Source organism: Variovorax dokdonensis (assembly GCF_030316895.1).
Taxonomy (GTDB): domain Bacteria; phylum Pseudomonadota; class Gammaproteobacteria; order Burkholderiales; family Burkholderiaceae_C; genus Variovorax; species Variovorax dokdonensis.
Window position 1 is genome coordinate 276,415 of the sequence record NZ_JASZYV010000001.1, and the last position, 17,836, is coordinate 294,250.

19 protein-coding genes are annotated in these 17,836 nt (G+C 65.7%); 11 read left to right on the forward strand and 8 right to left on the reverse strand.

The features are described from left to right. Positions 1-19: 19 nt before the first annotated feature. The 4 genes from QTH91_RS01255 to QTH91_RS01270 are packed head-to-tail and all read right to left on the reverse strand — an operon-like array spanning position 20 to position 4,555. On the reverse strand, positions 20-799 hold the full coding sequence (locus tag QTH91_RS01255) for an enoyl-CoA hydratase (RefSeq protein WP_286658221.1): 780 nt from the start codon (positions 797-799) through the stop codon (positions 20-22). Continuing rightward, positions 796-2,646, reverse strand: a complete 1,851-nt coding sequence (locus QTH91_RS01260) for a M61 family metallopeptidase (RefSeq protein WP_286658222.1) — start codon at positions 2,644-2,646, stop codon at positions 796-798. Before QTH91_RS01260 ends, QTH91_RS01255 begins: the two co-directional genes overlap by 4 nt. Next, positions 2,646-3,371, reverse strand: coding sequence for a DsbC family protein (locus QTH91_RS01265; protein WP_286658223.1), 726 nt, complete (start codon positions 3,369-3,371; stop codon positions 2,646-2,648). Before QTH91_RS01265 ends, QTH91_RS01260 begins: the two co-directional genes overlap by 1 nt. A gap of 8 nt (positions 3,372-3,379) precedes the next feature. Then, complete coding sequence (locus QTH91_RS01270; protein WP_286658224.1) at positions 3,380-4,555, reverse strand: FAD-dependent monooxygenase; 1,176 nt, start codon at positions 4,553-4,555, stop codon at positions 3,380-3,382. 75 nt (positions 4,556-4,630) lie between these two features. On the opposite strand from QTH91_RS01270, the gene QTH91_RS01275 reads away from it, so the two are divergent. The 3 genes from QTH91_RS01275 to QTH91_RS01285 are packed head-to-tail and all read left to right on the forward strand — an operon-like array spanning position 4,631 to position 7,364. Continuing rightward, positions 4,631-5,515, forward strand: a complete 885-nt coding sequence (locus tag QTH91_RS01275) for an MOSC domain-containing protein (protein WP_286658225.1) — start codon at positions 4,631-4,633, stop codon at positions 5,513-5,515. A gap of 59 nt (positions 5,516-5,574) precedes the next feature. After that, on the forward strand, positions 5,575-6,669 hold the full coding sequence (gene ychF / locus QTH91_RS01280; protein WP_286658226.1) for a redox-regulated ATPase YchF: 1,095 nt from the start codon (positions 5,575-5,577) through the stop codon (positions 6,667-6,669). A gap of 20 nt (positions 6,670-6,689) precedes the next feature. Further along, a complete protein-coding gene (locus QTH91_RS01285) occupies positions 6,690-7,364 on the forward strand; it encodes a glutathione S-transferase (protein ID WP_286658227.1) in 675 nt (224 codons plus the stop codon). A 9-nt stretch (positions 7,365-7,373) separates the two neighbouring features. On the opposite strand, the gene QTH91_RS01290 is transcribed toward QTH91_RS01285, so the two are convergent. Beyond that, positions 7,374-7,856 (reverse strand): YqaA family protein, encoded by a 483-nt coding sequence (locus QTH91_RS01290; protein WP_286658228.1) that lies wholly within the window; start codon positions 7,854-7,856, stop codon positions 7,374-7,376. Positions 7,857-7,994: 138 nt separating this feature from the next. Here QTH91_RS01290 and dusB point away from each other — a divergent pair, with 138 nt between their 5' ends. From dusB to purH, 3 genes are read left to right on the forward strand one after another with little or no spacing between them, the layout of a single operon-like run. Beyond that, positions 7,995-9,050: a tRNA dihydrouridine synthase DusB gene (gene dusB, locus QTH91_RS01295; RefSeq protein ID WP_286658229.1), complete on the forward strand. Its 1,056-nt coding sequence runs from the start codon at positions 7,995-7,997 to the stop codon at positions 9,048-9,050. A 40-nt stretch (positions 9,051-9,090) separates the two neighbouring features. Then, positions 9,091-9,327, forward strand: coding sequence for a Fis family transcriptional regulator (locus QTH91_RS01300; protein WP_286658230.1), 237 nt, complete (start codon positions 9,091-9,093; stop codon positions 9,325-9,327). Positions 9,328-9,354: 27 nt separating this feature from the next. After that, the gene (purH, locus tag QTH91_RS01305; protein ID WP_286658231.1) at positions 9,355-10,953 is read left to right on the forward strand and encodes a bifunctional phosphoribosylaminoimidazolecarboxamide formyltransferase/IMP cyclohydrolase; all 1,599 of its coding nucleotides are present in this window, start codon (positions 9,355-9,357) and stop codon (positions 10,951-10,953) included. Between the two features lie 75 nt (positions 10,954-11,028). On the opposite strand, the gene QTH91_RS01310 is transcribed toward purH, so the two are convergent. Genes QTH91_RS01310 through thiD form a run of 3 tightly spaced genes read right to left on the reverse strand, consistent with a single transcriptional unit; the run spans position 11,029 to position 13,824 of the window. Further along, positions 11,029-11,535 (reverse strand): hypothetical protein, encoded by a 507-nt coding sequence (locus QTH91_RS01310; RefSeq protein WP_286658232.1) that lies wholly within the window; start codon positions 11,533-11,535, stop codon positions 11,029-11,031. Continuing rightward, positions 11,532-12,827, reverse strand: coding sequence for a glutamate-1-semialdehyde 2,1-aminomutase (gene hemL / locus QTH91_RS01315; RefSeq protein ID WP_286658233.1), 1,296 nt, complete (start codon positions 12,825-12,827; stop codon positions 11,532-11,534). The genes QTH91_RS01310 and hemL overlap by 4 nt, the downstream gene beginning before the upstream one ends. Before the next feature lie 7 nt (positions 12,828-12,834). After that, a complete protein-coding gene (gene thiD, locus QTH91_RS01320; RefSeq protein ID WP_286658234.1) occupies positions 12,835-13,824 on the reverse strand; it encodes a bifunctional hydroxymethylpyrimidine kinase/phosphomethylpyrimidine kinase in 990 nt (329 codons plus the stop codon). A 112-nt stretch (positions 13,825-13,936) separates the two neighbouring features. On the opposite strand from thiD, the gene QTH91_RS01325 reads away from it, so the two are divergent. The 5 genes from QTH91_RS01325 (at position 13,937) to QTH91_RS01345 (ending at position 17,820) form a co-directional block, all read left to right on the forward strand. Continuing rightward, positions 13,937-14,107: a rubredoxin gene (locus QTH91_RS01325; RefSeq protein WP_286658235.1), complete on the forward strand. Its 171-nt coding sequence runs from the start codon at positions 13,937-13,939 to the stop codon at positions 14,105-14,107. Between the two features lie 79 nt (positions 14,108-14,186). After that, positions 14,187-14,585 carry a response regulator gene (locus tag QTH91_RS01330; protein ID WP_286658236.1) on the forward strand — a complete coding sequence of 133 codons (399 nt, stop codon included), beginning with the start codon at positions 14,187-14,189 and terminating at the stop codon, positions 14,583-14,585. Next, positions 14,586-14,951 (forward strand): response regulator, encoded by a 366-nt coding sequence (locus QTH91_RS01335; RefSeq protein ID WP_286658237.1) that lies wholly within the window; start codon positions 14,586-14,588, stop codon positions 14,949-14,951. It abuts the gene before it with no gap. 25 nt (positions 14,952-14,976) lie between these two features. Then, the gene (locus QTH91_RS01340; RefSeq protein ID WP_286658238.1) at positions 14,977-15,507 is read left to right on the forward strand and encodes a chemotaxis protein CheW; all 531 of its coding nucleotides are present in this window, start codon (positions 14,977-14,979) and stop codon (positions 15,505-15,507) included. A gap of 153 nt (positions 15,508-15,660) precedes the next feature. Next, on the forward strand, positions 15,661-17,820 hold the full coding sequence (locus QTH91_RS01345; protein WP_438273542.1) for a methyl-accepting chemotaxis protein: 2,160 nt from the start codon (positions 15,661-15,663) through the stop codon (positions 17,818-17,820). Positions 17,821-17,836 lie beyond the last annotated feature (16 nt).

Genomic DNA, 17,836 nt, shown 5'->3' on the forward strand with positions numbered 1-17,836 from the left:
CCGCGCCTGTGCTCGAAGCTCAGGCGTTCTTGAAGTCCGGTGCGCGCTTGTTCAGGAAGGCATCCATGCCTTCCTTCTGGTCGGCCGTGGCGAAAAGCGAATGGAACAAGCGGCGCTCGAACAGCAGGCCGTCCGACAGGCCGGATTCGAAGGCGCGGTTGACCGATTCCTTGGCGGCCATCACCGAGATCTGCGAATAGCCCGCAATGACGAGGGCCGCTCCCAAGGCCTCGTCGGCCAGTTTGTCCACCGGCACCACGCGGCTGACCAGGCCGGCGCGCTCGGCCTCCTGGGCGTCCATCATGCGGCCGGTCAGGGTCATGTCCATGGCCTTGGACTTGCCCACCGCCAGCGGAAGCCGCTGCGTGCCGCCGGCGCCGGGGATCACGCCGATCTTGATCTCGGGCTGACCGAACTTCGCGTTGTCGGCGGCGATGATGAAGTCGCACATCATCGCCAGCTCGCAGCCGCCACCCAGGGCGAATCCGCTCACCGCGGCGATGACCGGCTTGCGCACCTGGCGGATGGTTTCCCAGTTGCGGCTGATGAAGTTCTTCTTGTAGACGTCCTGAAAGCTGTACTTGGCCATCGCCGAGATGTCGGCGCCAGCGGCAAATGCCTTCTCGCTGCCGGTGATGATGATGCAGCCGATGGCCTCGTCGGCATCAAAGGCCATCAGCGCCTGGCCCAGTTCATCCATCAGCGCGTCGTTGAGCGCATTGAGCGCCTTGGGGCGATGCAGGGTGACGATGCCGACCTTGCCGCCTTCGGTGCGGACCTGAATGTTTTCGTAGCTCATCTGGGTTGCCTCTTTGAACGTGAACGGGTTGGAGGATGCTCGCTGACCGCGCCGCCCAGCCAATGCGACATGCGCCGGGCGTCCTGTACCGCCAGTCGCCAGGTGGTGATGCCTGCGGGCAGTTGCAGCGGCAGTCGCAGAAGGCGCCGGTCCCGGGCGACGATCGCGGTGACCGTCTTGGCGTCGGGGCCCAGGTACAGGGCCAGGTCTTCGAGCTTGGCAATGCGCCAGGCTTGCGCGGGGCGACCGCGGTTGCCCGTGACCTCGACACCCAGCCATTCGTCGCCTGCCGCAAAGCCGGCTTTTTCAGCCGCGCCGCCGCGCAGCACCACCTTGACCTGCACGGCGCCGTTGGTCTCGGCCACTCGCAGGCCCAATCGCTGGGCAGGCTGCGCCGGCTCGTCGAGGGCCGCCACACCGTGCGCGATGAGCAGTTCGGTCAGCGGCAGTTCGCCGGTGCCGTGCACCCATCGGTCGAGCTCGGATGAGAACGAACGATGCCCCACTTCGGCCAAGGCTGCGGCAATATCCGCTTCGGCAATGGGTCCGCCATCGCTGCGGGTCCACAGCAGTCGCATGACGTCGTCGAGCGTGCCCTTGCCTTCGGCGCGCAAAGTGAGATCCAGGCACAGCGCCACCAAGGCACCCTTGGTGTAGTAGCTCACCGTCAGATTGGGCGTCTGTTCGTCCTGCCGGTAGTACTTGACCCACGCGTCGAAGCTCGCCTGCGCGACCGACTGCACCTCGCGCCCTGGCGTCTGCAGCACCTGGTTGATGGTCTTGGTGATCAGGCGCAGGTAGGTGGCGTCGTCGATGCGGTTGGAGCGGCGCAGAACCAGGTCGTCGTAGTAGCTCGTAAAGCCTTCGAAGAACCAGAGCAGCCGCGTGTAGTTCTCGGATGCATAGTCGTAAGCGGCGAACTCGGCGGGTCGCAGTCGCTTGACGTTCCAGGTGTGGAAGTACTCATGGCTGATGAGGCCCAGCAGCGTGGTGTAGCCCTCGGTCTGTCGCGTCTCGCCGATGCGCGGCAGATCGCGGCGTGCGCAGATCAGGGCCGTGCTGTGGCGATGCTCCAGTCCGCCGTAGCCGTCGTCGACCACGTTGAGCATGAAGACGTAGCGGTCGTGCGGCGGCTTCGATCCACCGCGGCGCCCGACGCGATCGCCATGCCACAGCTGCATCTGCGCCTCGCAGATGGCTTGGGTGTCCGCCAGCAGCTTTTCGCCGTTGAATGTGGGCGCTGCACCGGCCACCACGAAGCGGTGCGCAACGCCGCCCGCATCGAAACTGCCGCTCCAGAAGGCGCCCATCTCGACCGGGCTGTCGGCCAGTTCGTCATAGTCGGCGGCAAGGTAGCTGCCGAATCCGTGGCGATCGACCTTGAGCGGCGCGAGCGCGGTAGCGCACTGCCAGCGCGCCTCTCCGGCCGACGCCGTGGGCGCCACGACTTCCAGCGCATGGGGGACGTCGGTCTGACCTTCGACACGAAGACACAGGCTGGTGGAGTTGAAAAAGCCGCGCGCGTCGTCGAGCCAGGCGGTGCGCACGGAGTTGTCGTGCGCGCAGACCTGCCAGGTCATGACCAGCGGCTGCCCGGGCTTGCATTCGACCTGCCAGGTGGCCTTGTCCAAGTGCGCAAGCGCGAGCGATCGCCGTCCCTGCTTCGCCTGCAGCCCCTGCAGGTCCTTCGCGAACTCGCGGATCAGGTAGCTGCCCGGAATCCACGCCGGCAGCGACACGCGCTGCGATGCGGCCGGATTCTCGATCTGCAGCTGGACTTCGAAAAGGTGGGCGTGCCGGTCGGCACACGCCACGCGATAGGCGATGGGTGCTCTGTGGGATGCCATCAGTTCTTGATGGCCGCCAGTTTCTGCTCGACCTGCTCGGCGGGCACCGCGCCGGGAATGCGCGAACCGTCGGCGAAGATCAGCGTCGGCGTTCCGCTGATGTTGTACTTGCGCCCGAAGGCAACGTTGCGCGCGAGCACGTCGGCATTGCAGCTCGCGGGCGCCGTGGTCGGCTTGGCTTGCGTCAGCATCCAGTCGTTCCAGGCCTTGCCCTTGTCCTTGCTGCACCAGATGTCGCGCGACTTGGTGTGCGAGTCCGGCCCCAGGACCGGATACAGGAACAGGTAGACGGTCACGTTGTCCACCTTCTGCAGGTCCTTCTCGAAGTGCTTGCAGTAGCCGCAGTTGGGGTCTTCGAACACCGCCAGCTTGCGCTGCCCGTTGCCGCGCACGATCTTGAAGGCGTCTTGCAGCGGCAGCTTGTCGAAGGCCACTTCGTTGAGCTTGTCCACGCGTTCCTGCGTGAGGTTGCGGCGGGCCTTGATGTCGATCATCTCGCCCTGCATGAGGTAGTTGCCCTGCGCATCCACGTAGAAGATGTCGGAGCCGACGCGGACTTCGAACAGGCCGTCGATCGGCGTCTTGCGCACTTCGTCGATCTTCTGGAACTGCGGGAAGCGTTCACCGAGGTTCTTGCGGATCTCGGCTTCGCCCGCGACGGCAGACACAGCGATACAGGCGGCGGCGCAGGCCAGTGCGGCAGCCAGCAGGCGGGAGGGTTTCATGATGTTTCTCAGAGAACGGGAAGTCGGGGAAATTCGAATCGGGGGGCGGCGGTCGGCAGGCCCATCGCCTGGCGAGCCACCCATGACTTGAGCAGCCGCGTCCGGTTGAAGCCGGTCATGCCCAGGTTGCGAAGTCGCGGCAATGGCTCGGCACCATGTGCGAAGAGCTGCTGCAGGCCGTCCGTCGCCAGGCTCATCGCCATCACCTCGCCGCGGCGCGCGCGCTCGTAGCGGCGCAGCAGGCGCAGATCGCCCACGCTGCGCCAATGTTCGCGGGTTGCAATGACGTCGGCCAAGGCCCGGGCATCCGCCAGGCCGAGGTTGAGGCCCTGGCCCGCCAACGGGTGCACGGTGTGGGCGGCATCGCCGGCCAACGCCCAGCTGTCTCGTTCGTCATCGGGCATGTGGCCCGTCCAGCGATCGGCAATGGCTCGTTGAAGGGGCCATGCGGCCCGCTCGCCGATGGGGGTCAGCGCGCCCAGCGCATTGCCGCTGCCTTCGGCGACTTCGGTGGCAAAGGCCGTCTCGTCCAGGGCCATGAGGCGCGCCGCGTGGGCCAGCTCAACCGACCAGACGAGGGCCACTTCGTGGCCGCCTGTTCCGCCCAGCGGCAACAGGGCCAGCACTTCGCCGCGATGGTTGAACCACTGTCGGGCCACTTCGCCGTGCGGCTGCTCGGCCGTGAAGCGCGCCGCGATGGCCTGCTGCGGATAACGCGTGACTTCGTAGTTCACGCCCAGCGCTTCGCGTGTGGCACTGGCCCGGCCTTCGCAGACGATGGTGAGCGGGGCGGCGACCGGGGCTTTCACCACATCGACCAACGGCTGGAATCGAACGGCATCGGCCAGGCGCTGCTCCAGGGCGGGCACGTCGGCGATCCAGGCGAGGGCGTCGACATGATGGTCGGCGGCCTTGAACTGCACGCTGCCGTCGGCGTCGCCGCGGATCTGCATTTCGCGAACCGCGGTGACGTGCATGTCGTCCGGCCAGGCGCGAAGCGATTCGAGCAGGCGCCGCGAGGCGTCGTTGAGGGCGTAGGCCCGGATGTCCTCGCGCGCCCGCGCCTCGCGATCCTGCTCGGGTGTGACCAGTGCGACGCGTACTCGCGCGCCGGCCAACAGCAATGCCAGCGCCCGGCCAACAATGCCGGCGCCGCGGATGCAGACTTCAGGGGGAAGAGCCATTCGGCCATTGTAGGGAGTTGCATTCGGGCGGCGGGGCGATGATGGACAATCCTTGCCCACTGTTCGAGGACTCTTGTGAACCCTGCCGATTTCGACCTTCAGGCCACGATTGCGCGGCTATTCGTCTACCCCATCAAGTCCTGCGCGGGCGTCGAGCTCAAGGAAAGCCTGCTGGTCGAGACCGGCCTGGAATTCGACCGCGCCTGGATGGTGGTGGACGAGACCGGCGAGTTCGTCAGCCAGCGCGAGCTGCCGCGCATGGCCCTCATCCGCCCCACCTTGAAATACAGCGAGATGGTGTTGCGCGCCCCCGGCATGCTGGCGCTGCACATTGCCTTCGACCGCGTCGAGGCGCCCGTCAAGGTGCGCGTATGGGACGACGAAGTGGCCGCCTACGACATGGGCGACATCGCGGCGCAGTGGTTCAGCGACTTCCTTTCCGAACCCGGAAAGCCGCAGCGGCTTCGGCTGGTGCGCTTCGATCCCGATCAGCGCAGGCTGGCCAGCCGCAAGTGGACCGGCGACGTGGAAGCGCCGACCGAATTCGCCGACGGCTTTCCGCTGCTGGTGGTCGGCGAGGGATCGCTCGCCAGCCTGAACGAGCGCCTGTCGGCCGCCGGCCACGCGAACGTCGGAATCGAGCGCTTCCGACCCAACATCGTGCTGGCGGGTCTGGAGGCCCATGACGAAGACCGGGTCGACGCTTTGCATGTGCAGACGGAAGACGCGCAGGCGGCCCAGCTGCGTCCGGTCAAGCCATGCTCGCGCTGCCCCATTCCGGACATCGACCCGGCCACCGCCACCAGCAGCCCGGAAGTCGGCGACACCCTGCGCACCTACCGGGCCGATCCGCGGGTCGATGGCGCCATCACCTTCGGCATGAACGCCATCGTGATCGAGGGCGTCGATTGCAACCTGAAGGTGGGACAGGCGGTGGGGGCGAATCTGCGCTTCGACTAGGGCCTGCGCCGGCCCGCCTAAAATCGCCGGCTTCCCCTAGAAACCCTGAAAGTTGCGCCATGAGCCTGCAATGCGGCATCGTTGGCCTGCCCAACGTCGGCAAGTCCACTCTTTTCAACGCCCTGACCAAGGCCGGCATCGCGGCGGAAAACTATCCCTTCTGCACCATCGAGCCCAATGTGGGCGTGGTCGAAGTGCCTGATCCGCGCCTTGCGCAGCTGGCCGAGATCGTCAAGCCCGAGCGCATCGTCCCGGCCATCGTCGAGTTCGTCGACATCGCCGGCCTGGTGGCGGGCGCGAGCCAGGGCGAAGGCCTGGGCAACCAGTTCCTGGCCCACATCCGCGAGACCGACGCCATCGTCAACGTCGTGCGCTGCTTCGAAGACCCCAACGTGATCCACGTGGCCGGCAAGGTCGATCCGATCTCCGACATCGAGGTCATCCAGACCGAGCTTTGCCTGGCCGACCTGGGCACGGTCGAAAAGGCCGTGGCGCGCTACACCAAGCAGGCCAAGAGCGGCAACGACAAGGAAGCCACCGCCATGGTCAAGGTGCTCGGTCCGATTCAGGCCGCGCTGGACCAGGGCAAGCCGGTGCGCTCGCTGGGCCTGTCGAAAGAAGACCAGGCGCTGATCAAGCCCCTGTGCCTGATCACGGCCAAGCCCGCCATGTTCGTGGGCAACGTGAGCGAAGACGGCTTCGAGAACAACCCGCTGCTCGATCGCCTGACCGAGTTCGCCAACCAGCAGAACGCGCCGGTCGTCGCCATCTGCGCCAAGATCGAAGCCGAGATGGCGGACATGGACGACGAGGACAAGAAGATGTTCCTCGAGGAAATCGGCCAGGAGGAGCCGGGCCTGAACCGCCTCGTGCGCGCCGGCTTCAAGCTCCTGGGCCTGCAGACGTACTTCACCGCAGGCGTGAAGGAAGTGCGGGCCTGGACCATCCACATCGGCGACACCGCACCGCAGGCAGCCGGCGTCATCCACGGTGACTTCGAGCGCGGCTTCATCCGCGCGCAGACCATCGCCTTCGACGACTTCATCGCCTGCAAGGGCGAGCAGGGCGCCAAGGATGCGGGCAAGATGCGCTCTGAAGGCAAGGAATACGTCGTCAAGGATGGCGACGTGATGAACTTCCTGTTCAACGTCTGAGCGACCACACCGCCACCTCCATGATCACCGTCCACCACCTGAACAACTCGCGTTCCCAGCGCGTGCTGTGGCTGCTCGAAGAGCTCGGTCTGCCCTACGAGATCGTGGGCTACCAGCGCGACCCCGCCACGATGCTCGCGCCGGCCGCGTTGAAGGCGGTGCATCCGCTGGGCAAGTCGCCGGTGGTCGTGCTGGACGATGGAACAGTGCTGGCGGAATCGGGCGCGATCATCGAGACGCTGCTCGAACGCTTCGGCAATGGGCGTCTCGTGCCCGCGGAGGGTTCGCCCGAGCGCCTTCGCTGGCGCTACTGGATGCATTACGCCGAGGGTTCGGCCATGCCGCCGTTGCTGCTCAAGCTGGTGTTCGACCGCGTGGAGAAGGGTCCGATGCCCTTTTTCGTGCGGCCCATTGCGCGCGGCATCGCGGGCAAGGTGCGCAGTGCGCTCATCGAGCCGCAGCTCAAGACGCACCTGGACTACATGGAATCCGAGTTGGGCCGCAGCACCTGGTTCGCCGGGGAACAGTTCAGTGCGGCAGACATCCAGATGAGCTTTCCGGTCGAGGCGGCACGTGCGCGTGCCGGTTTGGACAGCTCGCGTCCACGCCTGATGGCCTGGCTCGAGCGCATCCACGCGCGGCCCGCCTACCGGCGGGCGCTGGAGCGCGGCGGGCCTTCCGCGCCGGCAGCCTGAGCCGACGGCTCAGCCCAGGCCCAGGTGCGGCCAGGCATACATGAGTCCGAGCGTCATCGTCAGGTAGCGCGCAAACTTGCCGATGGCCATGTAAAGCACGCAAGGCCAGAACGACAGGCGCAGCCAGCCGGCCACGGCGCACAACGGATCGCCGAGGATCGGCAGCCAGGACAGCAGGCACGCCTTGGGTCCCAGCTTTTCCAGCCAGGCCAGCACCCTCAGGTGATGGCTGGAATGGGCGTATTTGTCGGCGACCTTGTGCGCGCCGTAGCCCATCCACCAGGTCACGACGCCGCCCAGCGTGTTGCCCAGGGTCGCGACCGCGATGCCGGGCCAGAGCATCTGCGGATTGAGCTGCACCAGCCCGAACAGCGCGGGTTCGGAACCCACCGGAAGCAAGGTGGCTGAAACAAAGGCAACCAGGAACAGCGAACTGAGTCCGAATTTGGGCAGGGCCAGCAATGCCAGCAAGGAGTCGAACCAGTATTCCATCTAGCGCGGCAGTATAAGAAGCGCGGCGCCCCACGGCATTCCAGGCGCTGGAGTGCAAATCGTTTCAGCACGACACGTTCAGGTCAGTACAATCGTGCCTCATTTTTCAGCAGCCGATATCTCGCCACACCCTCCTCCATGAACCTGCAGATCGGCAACATCCCGCTGGAAAACCGCTTGTTCGTGGCGCCGATGGCCGGCGTGACAGACAGGCCTTTTCGCATGTTGTGCCGCAGCCTGGGGGCGGGTTATGCAGTCAGCGAGATGGTCACCTCGCGCAAGGATCTGTGGACCTCGCTGAAGACCTCGCGCCGCGCCGACCATACCGGCGAAGCCGGACCGATCGCGGTTCAGATCGCCGGCACGGATGCCGCGATGATGGCCGAGGCCGCCGCCTACAACATCGACCGTGGCGCTCAGATCATCGACATCAACATGGGCTGTCCGGCCAAGAAGGTCTGCAACAAGTGGGCCGGGTCGGCCCTCATGCGCGACGAGCCGCTGGCCCTGGAGATCGTGCAGGCGGTGGTGCAGGCCGCATTGCCGCACCACGTGCCCGTCACGCTCAAGATGCGCACCGGCTGGAGCGAGGACCATCGCAACGCCGTCGCACTGGCGGGACGCTTCGAAAGCGCCGGCGTGCAGATGCTGACGGTGCACGGCCGCACGCGCGAGCAAGGTTACAAGGGCCAGGCCGAATACGACACCATTGCGGCCGTGAAGGCGGCCGTGCGCATTCCAGTCGTGGCCAACGGCGACATCGACAGCCCTGCCAAGGCCAGGGACGTGCTGAAGGCCACGGGTGCCGACGCCATCATGGTCGGGCGCGCCGCGCAGGGGCGGCCGTGGATCTTCCGCGAGATTTCGCATTTCCTCGAGACGGGCACGCATCGTGCGGCGCCGCTGGTCGGTGAAGTGCGTCGGCTGCTGCTCGATCACCTGCAGGAGCACTACGGGCTCTATGGCGAATTCACCGGCGTGCGCACTGCGCGCAAGCACATCGGCTGGTATGTGCGTGGCTTGCCTGGCAGCGAAGACTTCCGCGACAGCATGAACCGGATCGAGGATTGCGACGCGCAGTGGCGCGCCGTGAGCGACTACTTCGACCAGCTCTCGCTGACGCATGACCGCATGCCCGAGCCGTCGACGATGCAGGCCGCCGCCGGCATCGAGGCAGAAGAGGCGGCCGCCTGATGCCGCAACCAAGAACCAAGAAGAAGCGAACGAGAAGAGCATGAGCAAGAAGCAAATCGAGGACTGCGTGCGCAGCTCTCTGGAGGGCTATTTCCGCGACCTGCGAGGCACCGAGCCGGATGGCATGTACGCCATGCTGGTCAATGTCGTGGAAAAGCCGTTGCTCGACGTGGTCATGACCCGCGCCGAAGGCAACCAGTCGCGCGCAGCACAGTGGCTGGGCCTGAACCGCAACACGCTGCGCAAGAAGCTGATCGAACACAACCTTTTGAAATAAGCAGCTCGTCTGGCGAGCAAGGATCCCATGGCACTGACCGCACTCATTTCCGTTTCCGACAAGAGCGGAGTCCTCGAATTCGCGCAGGGGCTGCACGCCTTGGGCGTGAAGCTACTGTCCACCGGCGGTACTGCCAAGCTGCTGGCCGACGCCGGCCTGCCCGTGACCGAGGTGGCCGACCACACCGGCTTTCCGGAGATGCTTGACGGCCGCGTGAAGACGCTGCACCCCAAGGTCCACGGCGGCCTGCTGGCGCGGCGCGATCTGCCGGCGCACATGTCGGCGCTCGAAACCCATGGCATCGCGACGATCGACCTGCTGGTGGTCAACCTCTACCCGTTCGAGGCCACCGTGGCCAAGGCGGGCTGCACGTTGGAAGACGCCATCGAGAACATCGACATCGGCGGTCCGGCCATGGTGCGCAGCGCAGCCAAGAACTGGAAGGACGTGGCCGTGCTGACCGACGCGAGCCAGTACCCGGTGGCGCTGTCGGCATTGCAGTCGCAGGGGCGCATCGACGAGAAGACCAAGTTCGCCTTCTCGGTCGCCGCCTTCAACCGCATTGCCGACTACGACGGCGCGATCAGCGACTACCTGTCTTCCATCGACTTCGAGGCCAGCGCCGCGCAACCGGCGCCCGTGCGCAAGCCCTTCCCGGCGCAGAGCAATGGCCGTTTCGTGAAGCTGCAGGACCTGCGCTACGGCGAGAACCCGCACCAGCAGGCCGCGTTCTATCGCGATCTGTACCCCGCCCCGGGTTCGCTCGTGACCGCCAGGCAATTGCAGGGCAAGGAACTGTCCTACAACAACATCGCCGACGCGGATGCGGCGTGGGAATGCGTCAAGAGCTTCGACACGCCCGCGTGCGTGATCGTCAAGCATGCCAACCCGTGCGGCGTGGCCGTGGGCGTGGACGCGGCGCAAGCCTACGACAAGGCCTTCAAGACCGATCCCACTTCGGCCTTCGGCGGCATCATCGCCTTCAACCGGCCCGTGGACGAGGCCGCCGCGCAGGCGGTGAGCAAGCAGTTCGTCGAAGTGCTGATGGCGCCCGGCTTCACGCCAGAGGCACTGGCGGTTTTCAAGAGCAAAGTGAATGTGCGCATCCTCGAGATCGCGCTGCCGCCCGGCGGCGCCACCGCCTGGGAGCGCGGCTTGAACGCGGTCGATGCCAAGCGCATCGGCTCGGGCCTGCTGCTGCAGACGGCCGACAACCACGAGCTGACGCTGGACGCGCTCAAGGTCGTGACGAAGAAGCAGCCGACGCCAGAGCAACTGCAGGACCTGCTGTTTGCCTGGAAGGTGGCCAAGTACGTCAAGAGCAACGCCATCGTCTTCTGCGCGGGCGGCATGACGCTGGGCGTCGGCGCCGGACAGATGAGCCGCATCGATTCGGCCCGTATCGCCAGCATCAAGGCCGAGCATGCCAAGCTGCCGCTTGCCGGCTCTGCGGTGGCCAGCGACGCGTTCTTCCCGTTCCGCGATGGGCTCGATGTGGTGGTGGACCATGGCGCTTCCTGCGTCATTCAGCCCGGCGGCTCGATGCGCGACCAGGAAGTGATCGACGCGGCCGACGAGCGCGGCGTGGCGATGGTCTTTACCGGCGTCAGGCACTTCCGGCACTGAAGCCGTTCGGCCCGGCTCGAACGTGAGGGGCCGCCGGGCCGAGCCTGGCGCCCCGCCTTGTCGTCGTGCGAGTGCCTACGGGGACGTCTGCGCAGCGACGGCGCCTGCCGACGGCGGCGCTTCGAACCGGAACTTCAACTGGAACGTGATGGCGCCGTTCAGCCGGTCCTTGTACTCGGGGATGAAACCCACGTTCAGGCCCAGGCGCCCATGCTCGTAGGACACGACGGGAACCACGGCAGGAAACCAGCCCCCGTCGTTCATGCGCGGGTAGCCGTCGAAACCGCCCACCGCGACACCGAAGCGAAACCCCTTCCACTCGAGCGGCATGACGTACATGCCGACGTAGTGAGAGGTCATGCGCTCGCTGTTGCGGTATCCGCCGGCCGTGAACGACAACATGTCGGTCAACGGCCATTCGATGCCAATGCCGTAGTTCGCATCTTCGAGGCCGGCGTTGCGGTCGAAGTGCACCGAATAGAAGCCAGGGTTGATCCAGACCTGCGACAAGGGCGCTTGCGCCAGGCAGGTCAACGGTGCCGAAAGGCTTGCCAACCCGAGCCAGCGGGCCAGCGCCCTCATGCGCGCCCCAACTCCTTGAACACCTCGTGCGCCGCCTCGACCGTGGCGGCGACGTCTTCGTCGCTGTGCGCCGCGGACACAAAGCCGGCCTCGTAAAGCGCGGGCGCGATGTAGACACCCCGATCAAGCAAGCCGTGGAAGAGGGTGTTGAAGCGGGCGCCGTCACTCTTCATGACGCTGCCGTAGTCCTGCGGCAATTGGTCGAGCAGGAAGAAGCCGAACATGCCACCTTCGCTGTCGACGCTAAAAGGCACCCCTTCCTGATCGGCTGCGGATTTCAGTCCTGCGACCAGCTTGCGCGTCCTGGCCGCGAGCGTGGCATAGAAGCCCGGCTTGGCAATCTCGCGCAGCGTGGCCAGTCCGCACGCCGTGGCCACCGGATTGCCGGACAGCGTGCCCGCCTGGTACACGGGGCCGAGCGGCGCCAGTTGTTCCATGATGTCGCGCGGGCCGCCAAAGGCCGCCAACGGCATGCCGCCGCCGATCACCTTGCCCAGCACTGTCAGGTCGGGGGTGATGCCCAGCACGCCCTGGGCACCGGTTAAGCCGACGCGAAAGCCCGTCATGACCTCGTCGAACACGAGCAGCGCGCCATGCTGGGTGCACAGTTCGCGGCAGCGCTGCGCGAACGCCTGCGATGCGCGAACGAAGTTCATGTTGCCGGCGATCGCCTCGATCATCACGCAGGCGATGTCCTGTCCCTGTGTGGCAAAGGCTTCTTCGAGTTGCGCGATGTCGTTGTAGCGCAGGACCAGCGTGTGTTGCACCACCTCGGGCGGGACGCCGGCGGAGGTGGGATTGCCGAAGGTGGCCAGCCCGGAGCCGGCCTTGACCAGCAAGGCATCGGCATGGCCGTGGTAGCAGCCTTCGAACTTGACGATGACCTTGCGGCCGGTGGCGCCGCGCGCCAGGCGCAGGGCGCTCATCGCGGCCTCGGTGCCTGAACTGACGAGGCGCACCATTTCCATCGAGGGCATCAGCGTGAGGATGGCCTCGGCCAGTTCGATCTCGCGCTCGGTCGGTGCGCCGAAGGAAAAGCCTTCGCCCACGGCGCTCTGCACCGCCTCGACCACGGCCGGATGCCCGTGGCCCAGGATCATCGGCCCCCAGGAGCCGATGTAGTCGATATAGCGGCGTTCGGCGGCGTCCCACATGTAGGCGCCTTGGGCGCGGCGGATGAAGCGCGGCGTGCCGCCGACGGCGCGGAAGGCGCGCACGGGCGAGTTCACGCCGCCAGGGATCACGGCGCGGGCGCGCTCGAAGAGGGTGTCGTTGGTGTCGGGTTGGCTCATCGGGGATTCAGTGTCGGGTTTCGTGCGGGGGCAGGGCGAAGTCGCTGAGTCCCTCCGCGGGATCCTGGGGGGCGTCGCCGTTTTCTTCGGCATCGGCTTGTGCCCAGAACAGTCGATCGGGCAGCACATGCCCCATGCCGGGGCGGAAGCCCGCGTCAAGGCAGCGGTCCATGTAGCTCAGTGCCTCGCTCGTGGCCGACACCAGGTCGGTGCCGCAGGCGAGCAAGGCTGCCAGCGCTGCCGAGAGCGTATCTCCGGCTCCTGCGAATACGGCTTCGAGTCGCTCGTACTTCTCGCTCGCCAGCACGGCCTGCGGCGAGGCCAGCACGTTGTCGATGTACTGCTCGGGCAGCATGAGGCCGGTCACCAGCGTGTAGGGCACGCCGAGTTCTCCGGCGGCCATCGCCACATCGCGAGCGCTGGGTGGGCGCTCGCCATTCCAGTCGGGCAACAACCAGCGCCACAGCGTGCTGTGGTTGCCCACCAGCACCGTGGTCTGCGGCAGGATCAGTTCGCGGAAGGCGTCCAGATAGCCTTCGATCTGGTTCTCTTCCCACCACGACAGGTTGGGCATGTAGGCCACCACGGGCACGTCGGGGTAGTCGCTCGTGGTCTCGGCAATCTGCGCCAGGTTTTCGGGCGTGCCCGCGAAGCCGACCTTGATCAGTTGCACCGGCACGTCCTCGAGGATGGCGCGCGACTGTTCGGCCACCGCGTCTTCGTCGAAGGCGAAGAAGTCGAAGATCTCGGCGCTGTCGCGCACATAGGTGCCGGTCACCACCGGCAGCACATGCGCGCCGACCGAGGCGATCGCCAGCGTGTCGCCGGCCAATCCGCCTGCGCCGCTCGGGTCGCTCGCGTTGAATACCAGCACGCTCGGAGGCACGGCCTGAGACTGCTCGCGAGCTTCCTCGTCGTCGTTTTCGGGGGCTTGCCCGCCCCCGCTAAGATCGTCGGGGACGCCAGCGTCTCCGGTGGGTAGTAGGGAAGTTTTCATGCGCCTGTAACGCCTCGCCGGGATGGTGGCAGATGTGAGACGCAAATCACAAGTTTGCTGGTGACGTCTCGATACAATCGTTGCATTCTATGAACAGGGACCGTAAGCTGCGATGAACAACAAGACTTGGATGTGTCTTATTTGCGGGTGGATCTACGACGAGGCCGTCGGAGTTCCAGAAGATGGTATTGCGGCCGGCACTGCCTGGGCCGAAGTGCCGATGAACTGGACTTGTCCCGAGTGTGGCGCTCGCAAGGAAGACTTTGAAATGGTCGAAATCTGAAGCATGGCATAGGGCCACGCTTCCGGCGATCTTCTTTTGAAGGTTGCTGACATCGAACTGAAAGTTTGAGGAGCGTGCCATGAGCACCAACGGAACCGGCTACAAGGTGCTCGTCATCGACGACAGCAACACCATTCGCCGCAGCGCCGAGATCTTTCTCAAGCAGGGCGGCCACGAGGTATTGCTGGCCGAAGATGGGTTCGATGCCCTGTCCAAGGTCAATGACCACAAGCCGGATCTGATCTTCTGCGACATCCTGATGCCGCGCCTCGATGGCTATCAGACCTGCGCCATCATCAAGCGCAACGCGCATTTCTCCGGGGTTCCCGTCGTGATGCTGTCCTCCAAGGACGGCGTGTTCGACAAGGCTCGCGGCCGCATGGTCGGCTCGCAGCAGTACCTCACCAAACCCTTTACCAAAGACCAACTGCTCCAGGCTGTGGAGCAGTTTGGCGTTGCCCAAGCGGAAGCACACTAAATGCCTATTCAGAAAGTCCTCGTCGTCGACGATTCGAAGACGGAACTGGTGTTTCTCAGCGACCTGCTGCAGAAGAACGGTTTCAAGGTGCAGACGGCCGAAAACGCCGATGACGCCATGCGCCGGCTGCGCGAAGAGCGCCCCGACCTGATCCTGATGGACGTGGTCATGCCGGGCCAGAACGGCTTCCAGCTCACGCGCGCCATTGCCCGTGATCCGCAGTACGCCAACGTGCCGATCATCCTGTGCACGAGCAAGAACCAGGAAACCGATCGCGTGTGGGGAATGCGCCAAGGTGCTCGCGACTACATCGTCAAGCCGGTGAATCCGGCCGAGCTGATCGCCAAGATCAGCGCCCTCAGCTGAACCAACCCGGGCAAGCGCACAAGCCATGGCCAATCGCGACGCACTCAGAGCCTTCCAGGCCCGCCTGGCCAGTCGCTTGCAGGCAGCACGCAGCGCCGGCGTTTCGGCGTCCTGGCTGGCCGTGGAGGCGGGCGATGGCAAGTACCTGTTCCCGCTCGGGCATGCAGGCGAGATCTTTCCATGGACGACGCCGCAGCCGGTGCCCTATACCGCGCCGTGGTTCCTGGGCGTTTCGAACCTTCGTGGAGAGCTCTACGGGGTGGTCGAGCTGGCCAGCTTTGCCGATGGTGGCCAGCCGCAGCAGGTGCCCGAGGCCGTGCGCGCCCAATCGCGCCTGGTCGCGCTCAACGAACTGCTTGAAGTCAATTGCGCCTTGCTGATCGACCGCCTGGTCGGCTTGCGCGGCGCGGAATCGTTCGTCGAGGCCAAGGCGGCCGCCGACGATGCCCCGGTGTGGATGGGTCATGTGTTCACCGACGACAGCGGCGTTCAGTGGCAGGAGATCAACCTGCAGGCGCTTTCCCAGCAACCTCAATTTCTCAGCATCGGCGCCTGAACGGGCGCATTTGCACATTTCAACGAAGGAGCGGCCGTGAGCTCGATCGCCGACAAGTTCAAGAATCTTCTGCCCGCTCGCGACAGCAGTGGGGACCAGGGCGCCGTGCCTTCGGACAACGTGGAGACGGTGCAGGACTTCGATGAGAAGACCGTGCTGCTCCAGCGCGACGCCAGCGTCTCGGCCGCCAACGAATCGGTGCCGGGCATGGCCGAGTCGACAGAGCCTGCGGCGGCCGTCTCGGCGGACCCCGCTACGCCCGCGCCGCCGGAGCGCACCGACTTGCAGCGCCAGCAGCGTTTCCTGTTCATGGCGCTGGTCGCCGTCGTGGCGGTGCTGCTCATCATCGCTGGTTGGGCCATCGTGCACTCGGACCGCGTCGCCCAGCAGGTGGGCGCGACCGGTCAGGCGCTGATGCAGTCGCAGCGTCTGGCCAAGTCGGTCTCGCAGGCCCTCGTGGGTGACGTCAAGGCCTTCGCCGAAGTGAAGGACAGCGCCGGCTCCATGTCGCAACGCGTGCATGGTCTGGCCAGCGGCGACGACGCCTTGAACCTGACCGCGGTCGACACCAAGCTGTCGCCGGACCTCGACAAGATCATGCCGCTGGTCGATCGCGCCGATGCAAGCGCCAAGGCCGTGCTCGGGCAGCAGAAGATCCTGACGCAGGTGGGCGCCGCTCTGCGCGACATCAACCGGCAGTCGTCCGACCTGCTGGAAATGACCGAAACCGTCGCTGCCTTGAAGGCACAGCAGAACGCCTCGGTGGCCGAAATCTCCGCCGCTGGCCAGTTGGTCATGCTGACGCAGCGCATCGGCAAGTCCGCCAACGAATTCCTGACGGTCGAAGGCGTGAGCCCGGACGCCGTGTTCCTGCTCGGCAAGGACCTCAACACCTTCCAGGACGTGGCACGCGGCCTGCTCGACGGCAACGCGCAGCAACGTCTGCCGGCCACGACCGATCGCCAGACCCGCCAGCAACTCGAAGCCATCCTGAAGGCCTATGAGCAGACGCGGACCCAGGCAGGCGCCATTCTGGGCAACCTGCAGGGCCTGGTCACCGCCCGTGAGGCTCAGGCCTCGATCCTGGCCGACAGCGAGCCGCTGCGCATCGCGCTGGGCGGGCTGCAGGACAAGCTCTCCGACGAAGCCGGCCTGGGTGCCGGTACCGTGCTGGCCCTCATCGTGCTCTCGTTGGTGGCCCTCGGCCTGGCCGGCGCCATTGCCTACGCACAGGTGAAGGAAGGTCGCGAGCGCGCCTCATCGGCCGAACGCGACCGCGTCGAATCCGACCGCGCCCACGAAGAAGTGACGCGCGTGAACGTGGCCAACCAGGCCGCCATTCTTCGACTGATGAACGAACTGCAGGCAGTGGCCGAAGGCGATCTGACGCAGGAAGCCACCGTGACCGAGGACATCACCGGCGCCATCGCCGACTCGGTGAACTACACGGTGGAAGAACTGCGTCTGCTGGTGGGCAACGTGCAGAACACGGCAACCCGGGTGGCTTCGACCACGGCGCAGGTGGAAAACACCTCGACCGAACTGCTGGCGGCCTCGACCGAGCAGCTGCGCGAAATCCGCGACACCGGCCAGTCCGTGCTGACGATGGCCGAGCGCATCAACAACGTGTCCGCCCAGGCGCAGGAATCCGCCACGGTGGCTCGCCAATCGCTGGAGGCTGCATCGTCGGGTCTGCAGGCCGTGCAGAACGCCATCGGCGGCATGAACTCGATCCGCGACCAGATCCAGGAAACCTCCAAGCGCATCAAGCGCCTGGGCGAGTCTTCGCAGGAGATCGGCGAAATCACCGAACTGATCTCGGACATTACCGAACAGACGAACGTGCTGGCTCTGAACGCCGCCATTCAGGCCGCCTCCGCTGGCGAAGCCGGCCGCGGCTTCTCGGTGGTGGCCGAGGAAGTGCAGCGACTGGCCGAACGCTCGGCAGACGCCACGCGCCAGATCGCGGCGCTGGTGAAGGCGATTCAGACCGATACGCAAGATGCCGTGGGCGCCATGGAGCGTTCCACGCAGGGTGTGGTCGAAGGCGCCAAGCTCTCCGACAATGCGGGTACCGCACTTTCGGAGATCGACCGCGTGTCCCGCCGCCTTGCAGAACTGATCGAGCAGATCTCCCAGTCCGCCTCCCGCGAAGCCAAGTCGGCCAACGTGGTGGCGGCCAACATCCAGCACATCTTTGCCGTGACCGAGCAGACGGGTGAGGGCACCCGCACCACGGCACAGCAGGTGCGCGAACTGTCCCTCATGGCCGACGAGCTGCGCCAGTCGGTGGCACGCTTCAAGATTGCCTGAACGACGAGCTGACCAA